This is a genomic window from Actinophytocola sp. (assembly GCF_009379765.1).
In the GTDB taxonomy this organism is placed as follows: Bacteria; Actinomycetota; Actinomycetes; order Mycobacteriales; family Pseudonocardiaceae; genus Actinophytocola.
The window spans coordinates 1-17,100 of record NZ_WHTD01000038.1; the positions used below are offsets into that span (position 1 = coordinate 1).

Below are 17,100 nucleotides of genomic sequence, written 5' to 3' on the forward strand. Positions count from 1 at the left end.
CGAGGACGCCGTACCGACGCCTGACGTGCCCATGACCTGGAGCCTGGGCCTCCTCGGTGACCTCATGTGGATGCGACTACCCGAGACCCGCCCCTTCCTCGCCCAACGCATCGCTCGGGCGGTCGAAGACGCGATCGACCAGCGCCGTGAGCTGTGGTTGCTGGTCGGGGACATCGTCACAGGTGCGTTGTGGCGTCCGGTCATGTGCCCGACCCTGGACGACTATCCGCGCACCAGGGATCGGGTAGCGGCGCAGTTGCGGGTGGTTCGCGAGGCATACCTCGCCGACCACCCCGACCAGGATGCTACCCGGTACATGCTGATGCACTACGTGTTGTACAACCTCCAAGAGCCCGAATACCGCCGCATCGTCGAGGAGGTCGATCCCGAACTGGCCTCCCTCATGGACTCAGTGATGGGGAGTTGAGCAACAGCCCGATCGGCGCCGTCACAGCAAAGGTGGAAACCGCGTCGCCGACACCATCCCCCTGGGGCGAGGACGCCGTCTACATCTGGGACGTCAAACCCCCTGGCGAACGAGAGACGGTGTCGGCCAGAGCGACCCTGAGGGGACGTTCCACCACCAGAAAGCTGCTCAACAGTTCAACAAGTTGGCGAGGTGGCTTGACAAGGTGCGCGCAGGAAAATCGTCGCCAGTGAATCCGACATCCGCGTCGCCAAGGCAGAAGCTGGCGACCTGTGGGACGCCCTGAACACCGCAGACCGCACCGGCAACGTGGTCGCGGAGATCAAGGCCAAGGACTCTGCAGATGTGGCGATGCGGTGGTTGTTCCGTACGGTGGTGCCGGTGTTGCCACCGGGGAAACCGAAACCGATGTTCGGGTACGAGCACATCCGGGTGGTCTACGAGGACGCCTCCACGGTGTAACCGGCGATCGAAACCGAACTTGTCAAGTCCATTTTCGTCCGAGGCCGCATTCTGCCATCCAACCTTGGCACTTCTGGGGGTCCGGGACACGGTGGCCGAGTCGAGGTGTTCATGCCACCCACGGCACGACCGCAAGTGTTGGGTCGCCAGCGCGTCGTTCAGGGCGTGGGTCAGAGGTTGATCATGTGGCCGGCCAGGCCGTGGAGTGCTTCCTTGACGGCCTCGCTCAGGGTTGGGTGGGCGTGGACGTTGCGGGCCATCTCGTGGACGGTGAGGTCCCACTGCTGGGCCAGGGTCAGCTCGGGCAGCAGCTCGGTGACGTCCGGGCCGATCAGGTGCCCGCCCAGCAGCTCGCCGTACTTCTTGTCGGACAGCAGCTTCACGAAGCCGCGGGTGTCGCCGAGGCCGTGCGACTTGCCGTTGGCGGTGAACGGGAACTTCGCGACCTGCACGTCGAAACCGGCCTCCCGGGCCTGCTCCTCGGTGTAGCCGAAGCTCGCGATCTGCGGCTGGCAGAACGTGGCGCGCGGGATCATGCGGTAGTCGAGCTCCATGGTCTCCGCGCCGCCGATGGTCTCCGCGGCGACGATGCCCATGGACTCCGCGGCGTGCGCGAGCATGAGCTTCGCGGTGACGTCGCCGATCGCGTAGATGTGGTCGACGTTGGTGCGGCAGAACCCGTCGATCTCGATCGCGCCGCGGTCGCTGACCCGGACACCGGTCTTGTCCAGGCCGTAGCCCTCGACGTTGGGCTGGAAGCCGATGGCCTGCAGGACCTTGTCCGCCTGGAGCGTCTTGCGCTCGCCGTTCGCGGAGACCTCGACGGTGACCTGGTCGCCGGAGTCGTCGATCGACTCGACCCGGGTGGACGTCAGCACCGTGACGCCGAGCTTGCGGTAGTGGCGGGCCAGCTCCTTGGAGACCTCGGCGTCCTCGAGCGGGACCATCCGGTCGAGGAACTCGACGATCGTGACGTCCACGCCGTAGTTGGCGAGCACGTAGGCGAACTCGACGCCGATCGCGCCCGCGCCGGCGATGATGATGCTGCCCGGCAGCTCCGGGGTGAGGATCTGCTCCTCGAAGGTCACCACCCGCTCGGACAGCGACGTGCCCGGCAGCAGCTTGGCCGACGCGCCGGCGGCGATGATGCAGTTGTCGAAGGTGACGGTCTCGCCGTTCACCTCGATGGCGTTCGGGCCGGTGAACGTGCCACGACCGGTGAACTCGGTGATCGAGTTCTTCTTCATCAGGTAGTGCACGCCCTTGACCCGGCCGTCCGCGACGGTCCGGCTGCGCGCGTGCGCCACGCCGAAGTCGAACGTCACGTGGCCCTCGACCGAGATGCCGAACGTCTTCTGCTCGTTGGTGAAGATGTAGGAGAGCTCGGCGTTGCGCAGCAGCGCCTTGGACGGGATGCAGCCGACGTTCAGGCAGACCCCGCCCCAGTACCTCTCCTCGACGACCGCGACCGACAGCCCCAGCTGCGCCGCTCGCACCGCGGCCACGTAGCCGCCCGGGCCGGCGCCGAGAACCACGACGTTGAAGTGTGTGCTCACGGCTTCCACCCTAATCCGCCGCCCGCCGTCCCCCACGCCGAGCGGGCGTGAGCGCGCGCACCCCGCCGGCCACGGACGAACAGCACCCGGGCCCGCACGGGCGAGCGGGCGCCGTTCGTCCCGGGACGGGCTACTCGGCCCCGCGGCGGCCGAGGTCCGCGACGAACGCGCGCACGGCCCGCGGAGTGAACACGAGGACCGGGCCGGCCGGGTTCTTGGAGTCACGCGCGGCGGCCCGCGAGCCCACGAACGCCAGCTCGACGCACTCGCTGTTGGCGCTGCTGCGGGAGCTCTTGCGCCACACCGCGCCCGACAGATCAACCTCGTTCATTGATTGCCCTCCTTACAACTCACCTGCGACTTCGGCGACGACGGCCGCCGACTGCTTCGGGCTGAGCGCCACCGCCACCAGGTGCTCGAAGACCGACCGGTAGCGGCCGATGTCCGCGTCGGACTCGAGGAACAGGTCGCCGGCCATGCTGTCGATGAAGATCAGCTCCTTGTCCAGCGGGTCGCTGAAGTCCAGGAAGCTGAACTGGCCGGTCATGCCGGGGTGGGAGCCGGCGCCGAACGGGATGAGCTGGAAGGTGACGTTCGGCGCCTTGGCCGCGTCGAGGAGATGGTCGAGCTGCGCACGCATCACCTCGACGCCACCGACGACGCGGCGCAGCGCCGCCTCGTCGAGCACCACCCAGAGCTTCAGCGGCGGCGACTTGGTGAGCACGCCGCGCCGTTGCATCCGGGCGCGGACCCGGTCCTCCACCTGGTCGTCGGTGGCGCCGGGCAGCCCGCCGCGGATCAGGGCGCGGGCGTAGTCCTCGGTCTGCAGCAGGCCGGGGACGATGAGCGACCCGTAGTTGCGGACGCTGCGCGCCTCGTCCTCGAAGCTGATGTACGCGGTGTACTCCTCGGGCAGCTCCGAGTGGTAGGGCCGGAGCCAGCCCTGCCTGGTCGCGTCCCGGCACAGGTCCGTCAGGTACCTGCGCTGCTCCTGGTCGACCTCGTACAGGTTGAGCAACGCGACCAGCGTTCGCATCTGCGGCCGCGCTCTGGCGGTCTCGATGCGGTAGAGCGTGGCGTTGTTGATGCCGGTCTTCTCGCTCGTCTCCTCCCGCGTCAGGTCGGCCGCGTTGCGAAGTCGACGCAGCTCGGCCGCCAACCTGCGCAGCCGGACCGTCGGAGCCTGCCTTTTCGGTGCCACGGTGTCGATGATTCCTCACTCCTTCGTGGGAGAGCAAACGCACTCTCATAAACGCTGAGTTGCGTTTGATATCTAACAGAGGCACTATTGCTCATGACGGAGAGCGGCGCCACCGCTACCCGCCGTAGACGCCAACGGGACGCGAGGAGAGGACAGATGCACGAGGAACTGGTGGTCAGCTCGTGGGTGGGCATCCGCGCGAGCTGCGAGATGAACTACAGCATCAACACCTGCGAGGACGTGGACTTCATGATCAGCGGCGGCAACCGGACGTTCGAGTTCGCCTACACGGTCGACGCGCTGAGGAAGTTCGTCGAGCTGAGCGGCGTGGCGCTGGCCGAGATGGACGCCCTGCGCGAGCTGGAAGAGGCCGAGCTGGGTGCGCAGCCGGCGGCGGTCGCGGCGTCATGAGCACTCCGTTCGACGGCACCGAGCTGACCCCCGAGGACCGGCTGATCACCCAGCTGGTCGGGCTGGAAGAGAAGTTCCCCGGCGGATACCAGGTAGCACTCGGCATTCGGCTTAGCCAGTCCGCCGAAGCGGCGGAGGCGCTGTTCACCGCCAACGACCTGCCGATGCGCGAGGAGCTGATCGCCGAGCTGACCTACTGGCGCTGCCACGCCGAGGAAGGCCTGAAGTTCCTCGAGCACAGCCGGCACGTCGTCGCCGCGGTCATGGCGCGGATCCGGTCGACCGAGCCGCGATGACGCGGCCGGGCCGACGGCGCGCCGGGAGGTCCAGCTGACCGCCATTGGTTCAACCATTCGGACCAACGGCGACCCGGCGGAGCCCCGGTAGCGGTCGTTTCGTCGGCACACTGGTTCAACCATTGCCCGCAGACGGCCGGTGAGAAGTTCCCGCGACGGTGATCGAACCGGTGAGAAGTTGGCCGGAAAATCCTTGCGACACCTGGATTTCCGGCCCGGTTTACAACGTCTTTCGCAACTGTCTTGACACCGGCGCCGAGCAGGCCCAGAGTTCTCCCATTGGTCTATACCACTAGGTCTAAACCATGAGGTCTGAACCACCGGTGCGGGCTCGTCATGGGCACGGAGAGGACGGCAGAGAAGTGAAGCGCTGGACAAAGGTGATGGCCGGCGTCGCCGCCATCGCGCTGGCTACCGCCGGCTGCGCCGGATCGGGCGGCGGCGATGAGGGCGGCGGCAACGAGCAGGCCGCGGGCGAGCCTCGGACGCTGACCGTGTGGCTGATGAACGGCTCCGCGCCGGAGACCCTCACCGACGAGCTCAACAAGGAGTTCGAGCAGGCCAACGACGGCGTCACGGTCAAGTACGAGGTCCAGGAGTGGAACGGCATCCAGGACAAGCTGACCACCGCGCTGGCGAGCCAGAACCCGCCGGACGTGATCGAGCTCGGCAACACCCAGGCCCCGGCGTTCGCGGCCGAGGGCGTGCTCACCGACCTCACCGGTGACGTCGACAGCCTCTCCGGCGACCAGTGGCTCGCGAGCCTCAAGGCCTCCGGCGAATGGGACGGCAAGCAGTACTCCACCCCGTTCTACGCGGCGAACCGCGAGGTCATCTACCGGACGGACATGTTCGAGCAGGCGGGCATCACCGCCCCGCCGACCTCGCGCCAGGAGTGGCTGGACGCGATCACCAAGCTCAAGGCCAAGTTCGGCGGCGACAAGCAGTTCCAGCCGCTGTACCTGCCGGGCCAGAACTGGTACGCCCTGCTGTCGTTCATCTACGACGAGGGCGGCGACATCGCCGAGAAGGACGGCACCGACTTCAAGGCGACCCTGGACAGCGACGAGGCCAAGGCGGGCCTGGAGTTCTACAAGCAGATCGTCGACGCCTCCGGCACGACCGCGCCCAAGGACAACGACGAGCAGAACCCCGAGCAGGCCGGCATCTACGGCCAGGGCAAGGTCGCGATGATGATCGCGCTGCCGTGGGAGGTCGACACCGCCGCCAAGGACAACGCCGACATCAAGACCAAGACCTCCGCGTTCCCGATCCCGTCGAAGAACGCGGGTGACACCGCGCCGGTGTTCCAGGGCGGCTCGAACCTGGCCGTCCCGGTCAACAGCAAGAACGCCGACCTGGCCAAGGACTACCTGAAGCTGCTGCTGAGCTCGAAGTACCAGACGCAGCTGGCCGAGGCCGGCATGGTGCCGGGTGCCTCGACCGACCTCTCCGCGCTGGACGCGAACCCGATCAGCAAGGCGATGGCCGAGGCGTCCCAGAACGGCAAGGCGGTTCCCGCCACGCCGAAGTGGGCCACCATCGAGGCCGGCCAGAACCCGCTCAAGGACATGCTGACCGCGTACCTCACCGGTGCGAAGGACATCGACGCGGCAACCAAGGACGCCAACTCGGCACTGGACGCGGCCTTCACCGGCTGATGACGACAACCACTCAGATCGTGGTGCCGGCGGGGACTCCCCCGCCGGCACCGCCGCGCGCGGGCCGCCGCGGCCGTTTCGGCGGGGCTGGTCTCGGCGAACGCACCATCCCCTATCTCCTGCTCGCGCCGGCCGTCATTACCATGCTGGTGCTGCTCGCCTGGCCGGCGATCCAGGTGGTCGGCATCAGCTTCCGCCAACTCGACCTCGGCGAGCTCGTCCGCGGCGAGGTCGTCTGGGTCGGCCTCGCCAACTACGCGGACGTGCTGTCCGACCCCGAGGTCTGGGCGATCACCCTGCGGACGGTCCTGTTCACCGGGGCCTGCGTTGCCGGCACGGTGCTCGCCGGGCTGCTTGTCGCGGTGCTCATGCGGCACCTGTCGAGCGGCGTCCGGATGGCCGTCCAAGTCACGCTCGTGCTCGCCTGGGCGACGCCGATCCTCGCCACCACCACGGTGTTCCAGTGGATCTTCGACCAGCAGTACGGGATCCTCAACAAGACCCTGGTGAAGCTGGGCTTCGACTCCTTCGCCGGGTTCTCCTGGTTCTCCTCGGGGGCCAGCACGCTCACCGTCATCGGCCTGCTGATCGGGTGGCAGGCGGTGCCGTTCGTGTGCTTCACGATCTACGCCGGCCTGCTCTCTGCACCCAAGGAGCTCTACGAGGCGGCCAGCATCGACGGCGCGAGCGCGTGGCAAACGTTTGCGACCGTGTCCTGGCCGTCGATCCGCCCGCTGGTCACGCTCGCCACGTTCCTGTCGGTGATCTGGGACTTCAAGGTGTTCGCGCAGGTGTGGGCGATCCGCCAGGGCGGCCCGGACGGTGGGAGCACGACGCTGCCGCTGCTGCTGTACCTGCGCGGCATCGCCGGCCGGCACTTCGGCATCGCGTCCGCGATCGCGGTGCTGATGATCCTGGTGCTGCTCGTGCTCACCGCCCGCTACCTGCAGCTGCTGCTGCGCTCCCGGGAAGCTGACGTCTCATGAACAAGACCCGGCTACAGCGGATCGCGCTCAACACGGTCGGCGCGGTCATCGCCGTGCTCTTCGCGTTCCCCACCTACTGGATGATCACCAGCGCGTTCAAGCCGTCCGGCGACCTGCTCACCCCGGACTACGACCTGGTCCCGCTGTCGGTCACGCTCGACAACTTCGTCAGCGCCATCCAGAAGCCGGGCTTCACCGTGCACCTGACGAACAGCCTGATCGTCACGCTCGGCGCGGTGGCGTGCTCGCTGGTCGCGGGCGTGCTGGCGGCGTTCCCGCTGGCGCGGCTGCGGTTCCGCGGACGCAAGGGGTTCCTGCTGCTGGTGCTGATCGCGCAGATGGCACCGATGGAGGCGTTGTTCATCCCGATGTTCCTGCTGATGCAGGATGCCGGGCTGCTCAACACGCTGCCGTCGCTGCTGCTGGTGTACTTCGCGATCACGCTGCCGTTCACGGTGTGGACACTGCGCGGGTTCGTCGCGGGCATCCCGTACGAGCTGGAGGAGGCGGCGATGGTCGACGGCTGCGGCCGGTTCGCCGCGTTCCGCCGGGTCGTGCTGCCCCTGCTCGGGCCGGGGCTCGTGGCGACGTCGGTGTTCGCGTTCATCACCGCCTGGAACGAGTTCCTCTACGCGCTCGTGTTCATGCGGGACTCGGACAAGCAGACGCTGCCGGTGTGGCTGTCGACGTTCAAGACCGTCTTCGGCACGGACTGGGGCGGGATCATGGCCGCGTCGGTGCTGTACGCGCTGCCGGCGCTGGTGTTCTTCCTGATCGTGCAGCGCAAGCTCGTGTCCGGGGCGACCGCGGGCGCGCTCAAGGGATGACCGGAATGACGGGTTGTGGTCTGGACCACGGGTGGTCTATACCTGATGGACCTGTCCCTCGGCAGTCCCAGGAGGACCCGTGTCCAGGCTCCCTGCTCCCCGCCGCGCCCTCGTGGTGCTCGCGGTCTCCGCGCTGGCCGTTCTCGGCGCCGGCGCGCAATCCTCGGCCTCTCCCGATCACCATCCGCCCAAGGAGTCGCGCATGAACCAGGTGATACCGGCCCCGGTGTCGGTCACACCTGACCGCCACGGCGGCGAGTTCCGGCTGACGCCGGACACCGTGATCCGGGTCGACCGCGGGGCGAAGCGGGTCGGCGAGTACCTCGCCGACCTGCTGCGACCGGCCACCGGCTACCGGCTGCCGGTCACCGACGACCGCCATGGCGACTCCGCCATCTCGCTGGACCTCGGCAAGGTGGACCCGCGGCTCGGCGACGAGGGCTACACGCTCGACGTCGACCGACGCGGCGTGGAGATCAAGGCCCGCACCGCGAAGGGCCTGTTCAACGGCGTGCAGTCGCTGCGCCAGCTGCTGCCCGCGCGGATCGAGAGCCGGTCGGTCGCCCGCGGCCCGTGGACGGTGCCGGCCGGCCGGATCGTCGACCAGCCCCGGTTCGCCCACCGCGGCGCGATGCTCGACGTCGCCCGGCACTTCTTCTCGCCGGAGGAGGTGAAGCGCTACATCGACCAGATCTCGATGTACAAGATCAACACGCTGCACCTGCACCTCGCGGACGACCAGGGCTGGCGGATCGAGATCAAGAGCTGGCCGCGCCTCGCGACCTACGGCGGCTCCACCGAGGTCGGCGGCGGCCCCGGCGGGTACTACACCCAGGAGCAGTACCGCGACCTGGTCGCCTACGCCGCCGAGCGGCAGATCACGGTCATCCCGGAGATCGACATGCCGGGGCACACCAACGCCGCGCTCGCCTCCTACGCCGAGCTGAACTGCGACGGCGTGGCGCCGCCGCTGTACACCGGGACCGAGGTCGGGTTCAGCTCGCTGTGCATCGACAAGGAGATCACCTACCGGTTCGTCGGCGACGTGCTGCGCGAGCTGGCGGCGCTGACCCCTGGCGAGTACCTGCACCTCGGCGGCGACGAGGCGCACGTGACGACCGAGCCGGACTACATCAAGTTCTTCCAGCGGGTGCTCCCGATGGCCGAGGACCTCGGCAAGAAGGTGGCCGGCTGGCACGACCTGCTGAAGGCCTCGCCGCTGACCTCCGCGCTGCCGCAGTACTGGGGCACGACGGACTCGAACCAGCTGGTGACCGACGCTGTGGCGCGGGGCAACAAGGTCCTGCTGTCGCCGGCGAACAAGTCGTACCTGGACATGAAGTACGACGAGAACACCCCGCTCGGCCTGTCCTGGGCCGGCTACATCGAGGTCGACACCGCCTACGGCTGGGACCCTGGCTCGTACCTGCAGGGCGTGCCGGAGTCGGCGGTGCTGGGCGTCGAGGCGCCGCTGTGGTCGGAGACGCTGGAGATCAGCGACCACATCGAGTTCATGGCGTTCCCCCGGCTGCCGGCGATAGCGGAGCTGGGCTGGTCCCCCTGGTCGACCCACGACTGGGAGTCGTTCCGCACGAGGCTGGCCGCGCAGGCACCGCGCTGGACCGAGCTGGGGATCGACTTCTACCGCTCGCCCCAGATCGACTGGCCGGCCTGACGCCAGTCGGGCAGTCGGGCCCGGCGCCAGGTACCGCACCCACCTGGCGCCGGGCCCGTCCCCGTTTCAGCGGACGTTCGCGCCGATGCCGTTCAGCAAGGTGTCCACCACGAGGTCCGCCGCCTGGGGCGGCTCCAGGTCCGGGAAGCGGTGGGCCGCGAGGGAGACCAGCTGGTCCAGCGTCGCGCGGCCCCAGCCCGGCGGCAGGTCGGAACGCAACAGGCCCTCCGCCACGAGGCGGTCCACGAAGGCGTCCAGGCGGGACCGCACGCGCTGGCGGCGTTCCTCCGTGGCGTCGTCGCCGCTCTCCAGGCGGCCGAAGTCGACCGGCCACTGGCGGCTCACCGGCAGGATCAGCTCCACGTACCGGTGCAGCGCCACCGCGACCGGCGCCTCCATCAGCCGCGCCTCGTCCAGCACCTGCTCGCCGGCGTCGAGCTTCGCGTTGAACAGCGCCACCAGCAGCGCCTCGCGGGTGGCGAACCGCCGGTAGACGGTGCGCCGGTCCACCCCGGCTTCGGCGGCGATCGTCGCTATCGAGATCGACGGGTCCGCGGCCAGCAGCGGGCGCCGGTCTGCAAGACCGCGTCCAGGTTGCGCACAGCGTCGGCCCGCACATGCCACACCTTACCCCTTGTGACACCTCCTGTGATGAGGGCCGCACAATAGTAGCTTTAAACACATGAACTGTCACATTAGAGTGGCATCTGCGACCCGTGCTTTCGCAGTGCTGGCCATCGGTCCCGCACCGCCAGCGCCGTGTCGACCCGTGGCGCCGCCGTGTCGGCGGACGGCGATGGCAGCGGGGTGGTGACGCCACGCTGGTTCGACCCGGTCGGCTCGGCCACGCCACCAGCCGGCTCGACCACCTTCCGGAGCTACCGCTGACCGAAGTCGTGGACCTGCTCGACCGTGCCCGACAACCGGGCCCGCTCGGCGGCGAACACCGCGAGGTGCGACTCCAGCGACTCGGCGGGACCGGACAGGATGTGGGCGGGGTCGCCGGTGGCGACGGCCGTGGTGAACGCGTCGAGCAGGCCCGCGTCCCCGCCGCCGTGGGTGGCATCCGCGTCGTGGCCCGCGCTCGGCACCTCGTGCGTGGACACCTCGCCGGTGACGAAGTCGTGCAGCGTCACCCGCTCGCCGTCGCCGTCGAGGTAGCCGCGGGTGCCGAAGAGCTGGGTGTGGCGGTCGAGGTGCGGGGTGAACGCGGTCATCGTGAACGTGCCGGTGACCCCGCCGCCGAACTCGAGCGCCACCACCTGGTGGTCGACGACGTCGTTGTCGCACGCGTACACGCAGCGCCCGTACGGCCCGTCGCGCAGCGCCGCCGCCACGCCGCTCTCGCTGACGTCGTCGGTGATCACGCTGACCGGCCAGCCGGTGCGGCCCGCGCGCAGCATGCCGAGGTAGAGCCGCGGCGCGGAGTACGCGCAGTCCGGCTCGACCGCACACGACACGCACCGGTCGGCCGCGCCCGCCGGCTGGTTCGACCGCCGGAAGTGGGACAGCGAGCCGAAACTGGACACGCGCTCGATGGGCCGGCCGACGATGTGCCGCAGCCAGTCGATGTCGTGGCCGGACTTGGCGAGAAGCATGAACGACGCGGTGTCGCTGCGCCGCCAGTTGCCGCGCACGTAGGAGTGCGCGTAATGCCAGTGCCCCACCGGTTCCAGGTGCTGCACGCTCATGACGTCGCCGATCCGGCCGGCGTCGACGAGCCCCTTGACGAGCCTGGTGTAGGGCCGGTAGCGCAGCACGTGGCAGACGGCGAACAGCACGCCCGCCTCGACGACCGCGGCCACCAGCTCGGCGCACTCGGCCTCGGTGGGCGCGAGCGGCTTCTCCACCATGAGGTGGTACCCGTTGTCCGCCAACGTGATCGCGGGCCCGACGTGGTCGGAGTCCTGAGTGGTCACGATCGCCGCGTCGGCCAGCCGCGGCGCCGCGGCCAGCTCCTGCCACGACCCGAACGCCCGCTCCGGCGGCACCCCGTGGCGGCGCGCCAGCTCCTCGCGTTGGTAGGCCCGCGGCTCGGCCACCGCGACCACCCGCCCCCGGTCGGGATGCCCGGCGATCCAGCCGCCGTAGCCGAAACCCCGCTGCCCCGCGCCCACCACGGCGAACGTCACCGGCCGGTCCATCATGCCCTCCGATAGCCAGTCACCAGCACCGACGCGGTGATCCGCACCGGCTCGGGCAGGGCCGCCACCCGCTCCCGCAATGTCGCCACGCCGACGTGCCAGGCGCTAGGCCCCATGCCCACCAACGACAGTACGTCCTGGTGCGACAGTTCGATGCCGAACTCGACCAGGTCCTGTGTGGATGGTCGAAGGTGCGGGGTCAGCCGGGCGGTCACCTGCTGGGCCTTGTCCGGCGCGACCGTGAGCAGGTCGAGCGCGGCCACGAGCGCGGCGAGGTGGTCCTCGGTGGGCGTCACGACTACGAGCCGCCCGCCGGCGGCGACGATCCGGTTCAGCTCGGCCGGGTTGCGCGGCGCGAACACGTTGAGCACCACGGAGATCGCGCGGCCACGCACCGGCAGGGCGCCCCACGCGTCGGCGCCGACCGCGCCGATCCTCGGGTGCGCGCGGGCCGCCCACCTCAGCGCCGGCTTGGCGACCTCCAGCGCCAGCCCGACGGCGTCCGGCGCCGCGTCGAGGACGGCGGCGAGGTAGTGGCCGGTGCCGGCGCCGAGGTCGGCTACGCAGCCCCGGACCTCGCCCGCCGCCGCGACGACCGCGCGCGTGATCGGCGCGTAGTGGCCCTTGCCAAGGAAGTCGGCACGCGCGGCCACCATGTCGGCGCTGTCGCCGGACACCTTGCCCGGCACCAGGTTCACGTAGCCCTGGCGCGCGACGTCGAACCCGTGCCCGGTGGCGCAGCGCACCGCGGGGCCGGCGAGCGTCAGCGCCGCGCCGCAGTGCGGGCACCCGAGGTAGGGCAGGACGTCAGCGAGCATCGGCCGCCAGCGCCTCGACCCGCCGGTGCAGCCGGTCGACGCGGGCCTCCGACTCGGGCTTCATCAATACGCTGCGCAGGAGCCGCGCGCCGCCGGCGTCGGCGGTCACGCCGGGATGCCTGCGCCCGAACGCGTCGGCGTCGACCTTGAGCACGGACAGGAACACCGGGTCGGCCTTGTCGTTCATGCCGTCGGTGAACACCCGCGCGCTGGCCGCGTCGACGGCCGAGAGCGAGCCGCGGCGCGGGAAGTACGCGAGGATGTCCAGCTCCGGCTGCTGGTAGAGATCGAGCTCCTCGGAGTCCTCGATGAGCTCCGCCCAGCCCAGTGCGGCCCGGCGGCCCGCCGCGAGGAAGGCGCCGAGCCCGTCCGGGGTCGGCGGGATCACCTGGAAGGTCAGCCAGAGCGCGGCCGCCGCGGCGCCGGCGCGGGAGCACTCCAGGCTGATCTCGCCCAGGTGCAGGTCGGCGTCGGTGAAGTAGGTGTAGGGCGAGTCGTGCCGGTAGAAGCGGGCCACCGTCGGGTCGGCGAACAGGACCGCGCCGCAGCCGTAGGGCTGGAGCCCGTGCTTGTGCGGGTCGACGACCACCGAGTCGCACCGGGCGATGGCGCGCCACGGCCGCGGGTCGATCCGCTCGTCCCCCGCCAGCAGGGTGAAGAAGCCGCCGTACGCGGCGTCCACATGCAACCGGACGCCGTAGCGCTCCTTGAGGGCCAACGCCTCGTGGATCGGGTCGACCGCGCCGAGCCCGGTGGTGCCGGCGGTGACGACGACCGTGCCGACCTCGCCCTTGGCCAGCAACGCGTCGAGCGCGTCGAGGTCCATCCGCCCGGCGGCGTCGACCGGGACCGAGTGGCCGGTCATGCCGAGCACCTGGCACATCCGCGCGTGGGTGTAATGGCTCTCCGCGCTGAACGCCACGCCCTTGCCCGGATGCGACTCACGCGCGACGAACAGCGCCTCGAGGTTGGCGACCGTGCCGCCACCGGTGAGGTGCCCGAGGTGGCGGTCGAAGCCGAACATGCCGGCGAGCTGCGCGACGGCCTCGCGCTCCATGCGGGCGGTGGCCGGGCCGCCGTCCTGCGCGTGGTTGTTGGGGTTGACCAGCATCGCCGTGACGTAGCCCGCGACCGCCACCGGGTGCGGCGGCTTGAGCATCTGGCCCGCGTAGTCGGGGTGGAAGTACGGGTAGTTGTCCGCGAGCTCGGTGAGCTCGGCGAACGCGGCACGAAACCGGTCGGGGTCGACCTGCTGGCACGGGTGCGCGGGATGGTCGGCGAAGCCGCGCTGCCAGCGCTCGACCGCGTCGACGCCCTGACGTAGCCATCCGGATAGATCCGTCATGCCCTCACGATCGCACGCCGAGAGCCCCCGAACGCGACCGAGGGACGCCTCCCCCGCTCTGGGAGGCGTCCCTCGTACGCGACGGTCAGCGGCGGGCGCCGCGCGTCCGCATGGTGAACAGCAGCGCGCCACCGCCGAGCAGCAGCATGGCACCGAGCGCGACCAGCCAACCCCCGTTGAAGCCGGTCTCCGCCAGTTCCTGCTCCTCGGCCGCGGGCGAGACATCCTCCGACGCCGACGAGGCCGGCGACGAGGTACTGCCTGGCTGCTCACCCTCCGACGAGGTCGGCGGCGTGTCCGTCGTGGTCTCGACGGGAGGCGTGGTGGTCTCGGTCGACTCGACGCCGCACGCGAACCAGTGGCTGATCTGCGCCGGCTTGCCGCTGGGCACCAGCGGCGAGTGCAGGTCGATCCACGGCAGGTCGCCGAGGTCGCCGGGCTCGTACACGTTGTAGGCGTTACCGCCCTTGACGATCACGCCGACGATGTCGATGCCGTCAGGCACGCCGCTGATCGTGAGGTAGGTGTTCGTATCGTCGGTGCCGGTGTCGCCCGTCCCGAACGTGACCGAGGTACTGCCCTCGAACAGCTCGGAGCAGTCCCGCGCGACCACGTTGCCCGCATGGGCGGTCGCGCGCTCGTCACCCGAGACGGGATCGTCCTGGTTGCGATCGGCGGTGGCGGTGTTGGCGAACCCGAACACGACTCCGGTGGCCAGAGCGGTGACTATCAAGGTTCTGCTGAGCGTTGTAAGCCGGTTCATGTGCACTCCGGGGGTTGCCGATTGAACTGCCGAGTTCTATCACCCGCGCGCACACGGACCACGCGCAGGGTCCACTGTGCGCAGTCGTCGTTTGCGAACCGTTACCCGGCGGCGTGCTTCGCCAGGCCGTTGACGGCGGCCCCGATGAACCGGTCCAATGCAAAACGCAACATCCACCCCGTGCCGGGGTACTTCGGGCCGAAGCTGACCGTCCACGTGATCTCGGTGCCGCCGTCCTTGGGGACCAGGTCGACCACACCGCGGTAGTCGCGCACCGGCAGGCCACTCAGATGGTTGTACCGGAACTGCCGGTCGGGCTCGAAGCCGATGATCTCGTCCCGACCCCGCACCCGACCGCTGACGAACACCCGAACAGCACCGACACCCTCCGGCTCGCCGTCACCCGCACGCTCCAACTCGAACCCGCCCAGCGACGACCAGACCGGCCACGTCGACCCGTCGCGGAGCAAGCGATACACCCCTCCCGGCCCCGCGGAGGTCCGTGCGGACTTCTCGATCACATAGCGACGCACCCGCCGGATCCTAGGCGAGTTCCGCCGGAAGTGCCGGGTCGATCAGCTGTCAGACGACGCAGAACCCACACCTCCGGCGGCAGCACGGCCTCCGCGAGGCATGCCATGTCGGCCAGGCTGGGCGACCCGGTCTCACCCATCGGTCCGGCGCTTTCGCAGATACTCGGCCGCCTCCGCGACCGCCCACCGGGAACCCTCGAGCACGCCCGACATCGTGAAGAACCCGTGCGCCATGCCGTCGTAGCGGGTGACCTCAGCCGGCACCCCGCCTCACGCAGCCGGGCGGCGTAGCGCTCCCCCTCGTCGCGCAGCGGGTCGTACTCCGCGGTGATGACCAGCGCGGGCGGCAGGCCAGTGAGGTCCTCGGCGAGCAGCGGCGACACCAGCGGGTCGCGCCCGGTCGACTCGGGGTCCGCCGAACTCGGCGATGAAGTCGACGTCGGAGCCGTCCGCGCCCAGTTCGGCCATCCGGTCCAGCAGACCGTAGATCACGTCGAGCAGGCCGCCCTCCATCTCGGCGACCCGGCGCGGGGTGAACACCTTCCTTCCCCGACGTGACGGCTCCGGGTCCCGGCCGCCGCGGTTGCGGCGGCCGGGACCCGGAGAGCACGTCAGCGAACGATCAGGTTCAGTGGGATGGTGTCGGCCATCGCCTTGGAACCGACGTCGTTCGGGTGGATGTGGTCACCGGAGTCGAACTCCGCCTTCAGCTTCGTCGGGTCCGCCGGATCACGGAGGAGCTTGTCGAAGTCGACGACGGCGTCGAACTCGTAGCGGTGCTCGCGGATGTAGGTGTTGACCGCGTTGCGGGTGGCGTCCTTCTCCTCCGACCACACACTGCCCACGACGGTCAGTCCGTTGAACGGGCCGAGCGTGCCCATGACCACCTGGATGCCGCGCTGCCTGGCCTGCTGGTTGATCTGGCGCAGCGAGGCGATGATCTCGTCCGCGGGCTCGTTGTTCATCCAGATGTCGTTGATGCCCAGGTCCACCACGACCGTGTGCAGCCCGGTCTCGGAGAACACGTCCTCGTTCATCCGGGCCAGCGCGTTCGTGCCGAGCGCGAAGTTGCCCGGGAATCCGCCGTCACCCGGTTCGTTGCCCTCGTGGTTGAGCCGCGAGCCGCCGAGGCCGAAGTTCAGCACACCCGGGATGTCGCCGCTGCGCACCTCGAGCAGCCGGTCGGTGAGCTGGTCGGGCCAGCGCAGGTTGCCGTTGAGCGTGGTGCCGTGCCCGTCGGCGAGCGAGTCGGCGAACACACCGACCGTGCCGCCCGAGTCCTGGCGCAGCACGTCCACCCCGGACAGGAAGAACCAGCAGCAGATCTGCTCGGTGGTGTAGCCCCCGCCGCCGGCCGCGGCAGCCAGGTCACCGGCGCCGACGAAGTTGGTCTGCCGGGTCGTCTGGTGGAACGTGGTCAGGCCGGTCGGCGTCGGGAAGAACACGCTGACCACGAGGTCCTGGTCGTCGGCCAGGCGCATGCCGACCGGGTCGCTGAGCAGCTCGGCGCCCCGGTTGATCGTCGCCGTCGGCGAGCCGTTGAAACGTAGCTCCCGCGTGGACGCGGCGTCGATGTCGGACAGTGCCGCCGTCGCGGTGTTCGGCTTGGCGACCGTGGCGCGGCCGACCTCAATCGCCTGCTCGCCGTGGAGGTTCGTCAGCCGGATCCGGATCTTGGCGCCTCCGACGGAGGTGTGCACGATCATGCGCGCGCTCTGGTTGTCCAACCCCACGAAGGACGAACCGCTGGCGTTGCCCCGGGTCACCGACGCGGCCCAGGTGCCTACCCACTCGGGGGACGTACGGTGCCCCCCGCTCCCCTGCCCGACCGCTTGCCCCGTGCTGGCGACCAGGACGGTCGAAACGACTGCGCCGAGCAGCCCCGTGGCGATCAGCGATCGCGAACGCCACTTCTTGGGAATCGTCATTCGGTGGAACCTCCAGAAAACGACCGAGAACAGACCGGTTCCCGGCCACGAGTTTGGTGACCGGAAA

General features: G+C 69.7%; 20 protein-coding genes and 1 pseudogene. 9 read left to right on the forward strand and 12 right to left on the reverse strand.

Annotated elements, in window-relative coordinates; all coding sequences use genetic code 11:
• Positions 1–31: 31 nt before the first annotated feature.
• Positions 32–427, forward strand: coding sequence for a hypothetical protein (locus GEV28_RS14030; protein WP_291412441.1), 396 nt, complete (start codon positions 32–34; stop codon positions 425–427).
• A 309-nt stretch (positions 428–736) separates the two neighbouring features.
• The gene (locus GEV28_RS14035) at positions 737–889 is read left to right on the forward strand and encodes a hypothetical protein (protein ID WP_291412443.1); all 153 of its coding nucleotides are present in this window, start codon (positions 737–739) and stop codon (positions 887–889) included.
• Between the two features lie 170 nt (positions 890–1,059).
• Here the strand turns inward: GEV28_RS14035 and lpdA are convergent, their stop codons facing one another.
• The 3 genes from lpdA to GEV28_RS14050 all read right to left on the reverse strand — a co-directional run bounded on the left by lpdA (position 1,060) and on the right by GEV28_RS14050 (position 3,646).
• Positions 1,060–2,445, reverse strand: a complete 1,386-nt coding sequence (lpdA, locus tag GEV28_RS14040; protein ID WP_291412445.1) for a dihydrolipoyl dehydrogenase — start codon at positions 2,443–2,445, stop codon at positions 1,060–1,062.
• A 130-nt stretch (positions 2,446–2,575) separates the two neighbouring features.
• Positions 2,576–2,776 carry a DUF397 domain-containing protein gene (locus GEV28_RS14045; RefSeq protein WP_291412447.1) on the reverse strand — a complete coding sequence of 67 codons (201 nt, stop codon included), beginning with the start codon at positions 2,774–2,776 and terminating at the stop codon, positions 2,576–2,578.
• A gap of 12 nt (positions 2,777–2,788) precedes the next feature.
• A complete protein-coding gene (locus GEV28_RS14050) occupies positions 2,789–3,646 on the reverse strand; it encodes a helix-turn-helix transcriptional regulator (RefSeq protein WP_291412449.1) in 858 nt (285 codons plus the stop codon).
• A 156-nt stretch (positions 3,647–3,802) separates the two neighbouring features.
• Here GEV28_RS14050 and GEV28_RS14055 point away from each other — a divergent pair, with 156 nt between their 5' ends.
• The 6 genes from GEV28_RS14055 (at position 3,803) to GEV28_RS14080 (ending at position 9,502) form a co-directional block, all read left to right on the forward strand.
• Positions 3,803–4,057: a hypothetical protein gene (locus GEV28_RS14055; protein WP_291412451.1), complete on the forward strand. Its 255-nt coding sequence runs from the start codon at positions 3,803–3,805 to the stop codon at positions 4,055–4,057.
• A complete protein-coding gene (locus tag GEV28_RS14060) occupies positions 4,054–4,353 on the forward strand; it encodes a hypothetical protein (protein ID WP_291412452.1) in 300 nt (99 codons plus the stop codon). Before GEV28_RS14055 ends, GEV28_RS14060 begins: the two co-directional genes overlap by 4 nt.
• A 362-nt stretch (positions 4,354–4,715) precedes the next feature.
• Positions 4,716–6,014, forward strand: a complete 1,299-nt coding sequence (locus tag GEV28_RS14065) for an extracellular solute-binding protein (protein ID WP_291412454.1) — start codon at positions 4,716–4,718, stop codon at positions 6,012–6,014.
• Positions 6,014–7,000, forward strand: coding sequence for a carbohydrate ABC transporter permease (locus GEV28_RS14070; protein ID WP_291412456.1), 987 nt, complete (start codon positions 6,014–6,016; stop codon positions 6,998–7,000). The genes GEV28_RS14065 and GEV28_RS14070 overlap by 1 nt, the downstream gene beginning before the upstream one ends.
• Positions 6,997–7,827, forward strand: coding sequence for a carbohydrate ABC transporter permease (locus GEV28_RS14075; protein WP_291412458.1), 831 nt, complete (start codon positions 6,997–6,999; stop codon positions 7,825–7,827). The genes GEV28_RS14070 and GEV28_RS14075 overlap by 4 nt, the downstream gene beginning before the upstream one ends.
• A gap of 202 nt (positions 7,828–8,029) precedes the next feature.
• Positions 8,030–9,502, forward strand: coding sequence for a beta-N-acetylhexosaminidase (locus GEV28_RS14080; protein ID WP_291412460.1), 1,473 nt, complete (start codon positions 8,030–8,032; stop codon positions 9,500–9,502).
• 66 nt (positions 9,503–9,568) lie between these two features.
• Here GEV28_RS14080 and GEV28_RS14085 read toward each other — a convergent pair whose 3' ends face one another.
• Positions 9,569–10,126 carry a TetR/AcrR family transcriptional regulator gene (locus GEV28_RS14085; protein ID WP_291412462.1) on the reverse strand — a complete coding sequence of 186 codons (558 nt, stop codon included), beginning with the start codon at positions 10,124–10,126 and terminating at the stop codon, positions 9,569–9,571.
• Positions 10,127–10,261: 135 nt separating this feature from the next.
• Between GEV28_RS14085 and GEV28_RS14090 the strand changes: the two genes are divergently transcribed.
• Complete coding sequence (locus GEV28_RS14090; protein ID WP_291412464.1) at positions 10,262–10,390, forward strand: hypothetical protein; 129 nt, start codon at positions 10,262–10,264, stop codon at positions 10,388–10,390.
• Here the strand turns inward: GEV28_RS14090 and GEV28_RS14095 are convergent.
• The 8 genes and pseudogenes from GEV28_RS14095 to GEV28_RS14130 all read right to left on the reverse strand — a co-directional run bounded on the left by GEV28_RS14095 (position 10,381) and on the right by GEV28_RS14130 (position 17,033).
• On the reverse strand, positions 10,381–11,634 hold the full coding sequence (locus tag GEV28_RS14095) for a Gfo/Idh/MocA family oxidoreductase (RefSeq protein ID WP_291412465.1): 1,254 nt from the start codon (positions 11,632–11,634) through the stop codon (positions 10,381–10,383). The genes GEV28_RS14090 and GEV28_RS14095 overlap by 10 nt on opposite strands.
• 11 nt (positions 11,635–11,645) lie before the next feature.
• Complete coding sequence (locus GEV28_RS14100; RefSeq protein WP_291412467.1) at positions 11,646–12,464, reverse strand: putative RNA methyltransferase; 819 nt, start codon at positions 12,462–12,464, stop codon at positions 11,646–11,648.
• Positions 12,454–13,809, reverse strand: a complete 1,356-nt coding sequence (locus GEV28_RS14105) for an aminotransferase class I/II-fold pyridoxal phosphate-dependent enzyme (RefSeq protein WP_291412469.1) — start codon at positions 13,807–13,809, stop codon at positions 12,454–12,456. The genes GEV28_RS14100 and GEV28_RS14105 overlap by 11 nt, the downstream gene beginning before the upstream one ends.
• 85 nt (positions 13,810–13,894) lie before the next feature.
• A complete protein-coding gene (locus tag GEV28_RS14110) occupies positions 13,895–14,572 on the reverse strand; it encodes an LPXTG cell wall anchor domain-containing protein (RefSeq protein WP_291412553.1) in 678 nt (225 codons plus the stop codon).
• A gap of 101 nt (positions 14,573–14,673) precedes the next feature.
• Complete coding sequence (locus GEV28_RS14115; RefSeq protein ID WP_291412471.1) at positions 14,674–15,105, reverse strand: SRPBCC family protein; 432 nt, start codon at positions 15,103–15,105, stop codon at positions 14,674–14,676.
• A 132-nt stretch (positions 15,106–15,237) separates the two neighbouring features.
• Positions 15,238–15,369 (reverse strand): hypothetical protein, encoded by a 132-nt coding sequence (locus GEV28_RS14120; RefSeq protein ID WP_291412555.1) that lies wholly within the window; start codon positions 15,367–15,369, stop codon positions 15,238–15,240.
• Positions 15,370–15,425: 56 nt separating this feature from the next.
• Positions 15,426–15,488 (reverse strand): annotated as a pseudogene (locus GEV28_RS14125) (hypothetical protein); the annotation flags it as partial.
• Between the two features lie 228 nt (positions 15,489–15,716).
• Entirely contained in the window at positions 15,717–17,033 is a 1,317-nt protein-coding gene (locus tag GEV28_RS14130) for an SGNH/GDSL hydrolase family protein (RefSeq protein WP_291412473.1), read from the reverse strand.
• Positions 17,034–17,100: the final 67 nt, after the last annotated feature.

Coding starts and splice junctions, on each gene's coding strand:
- GEV28_RS14030 (WP_291412441.1), top strand. CDS start 32: ATGACCTGGAGCCTGGGCCTCCTCGGTGACCTCATGTGGATGCGACTA.
- GEV28_RS14045 (WP_291412447.1), bottom strand. CDS start 2,776: ATGAACGAGGTTGATCTGTCGGGCGCGGTGTGGCGCAAGAGCTCCCGC.
- GEV28_RS14055 (WP_291412451.1), top strand. CDS start 3,803: ATGCACGAGGAACTGGTGGTCAGCTCGTGGGTGGGCATCCGCGCGAGC.
- GEV28_RS14060 (WP_291412452.1), top strand. CDS start 4,054: ATGAGCACTCCGTTCGACGGCACCGAGCTGACCCCCGAGGACCGGCTG.
- GEV28_RS14070 (WP_291412456.1), top strand. CDS start 6,014: ATGACGACAACCACTCAGATCGTGGTGCCGGCGGGGACTCCCCCGCCG.
- GEV28_RS14075 (WP_291412458.1), top strand. CDS start 6,997: ATGAACAAGACCCGGCTACAGCGGATCGCGCTCAACACGGTCGGCGCG.
- GEV28_RS14080 (WP_291412460.1), top strand. CDS start 8,030: ATGAACCAGGTGATACCGGCCCCGGTGTCGGTCACACCTGACCGCCAC.
- GEV28_RS14100 (WP_291412467.1), bottom strand. CDS start 12,464: ATGCTCGCTGACGTCCTGCCCTACCTCGGGTGCCCGCACTGCGGCGCG.
- GEV28_RS14105 (WP_291412469.1), bottom strand. CDS start 13,809: ATGACGGATCTATCCGGATGGCTACGTCAGGGCGTCGACGCGGTCGAG.
- GEV28_RS14110 (WP_291412553.1), bottom strand. CDS start 14,572: ATGAACCGGCTTACAACGCTCAGCAGAACCTTGATAGTCACCGCTCTG.
- GEV28_RS14130 (WP_291412473.1), bottom strand. CDS start 17,033: ATGACGATTCCCAAGAAGTGGCGTTCGCGATCGCTGATCGCCACGGGG.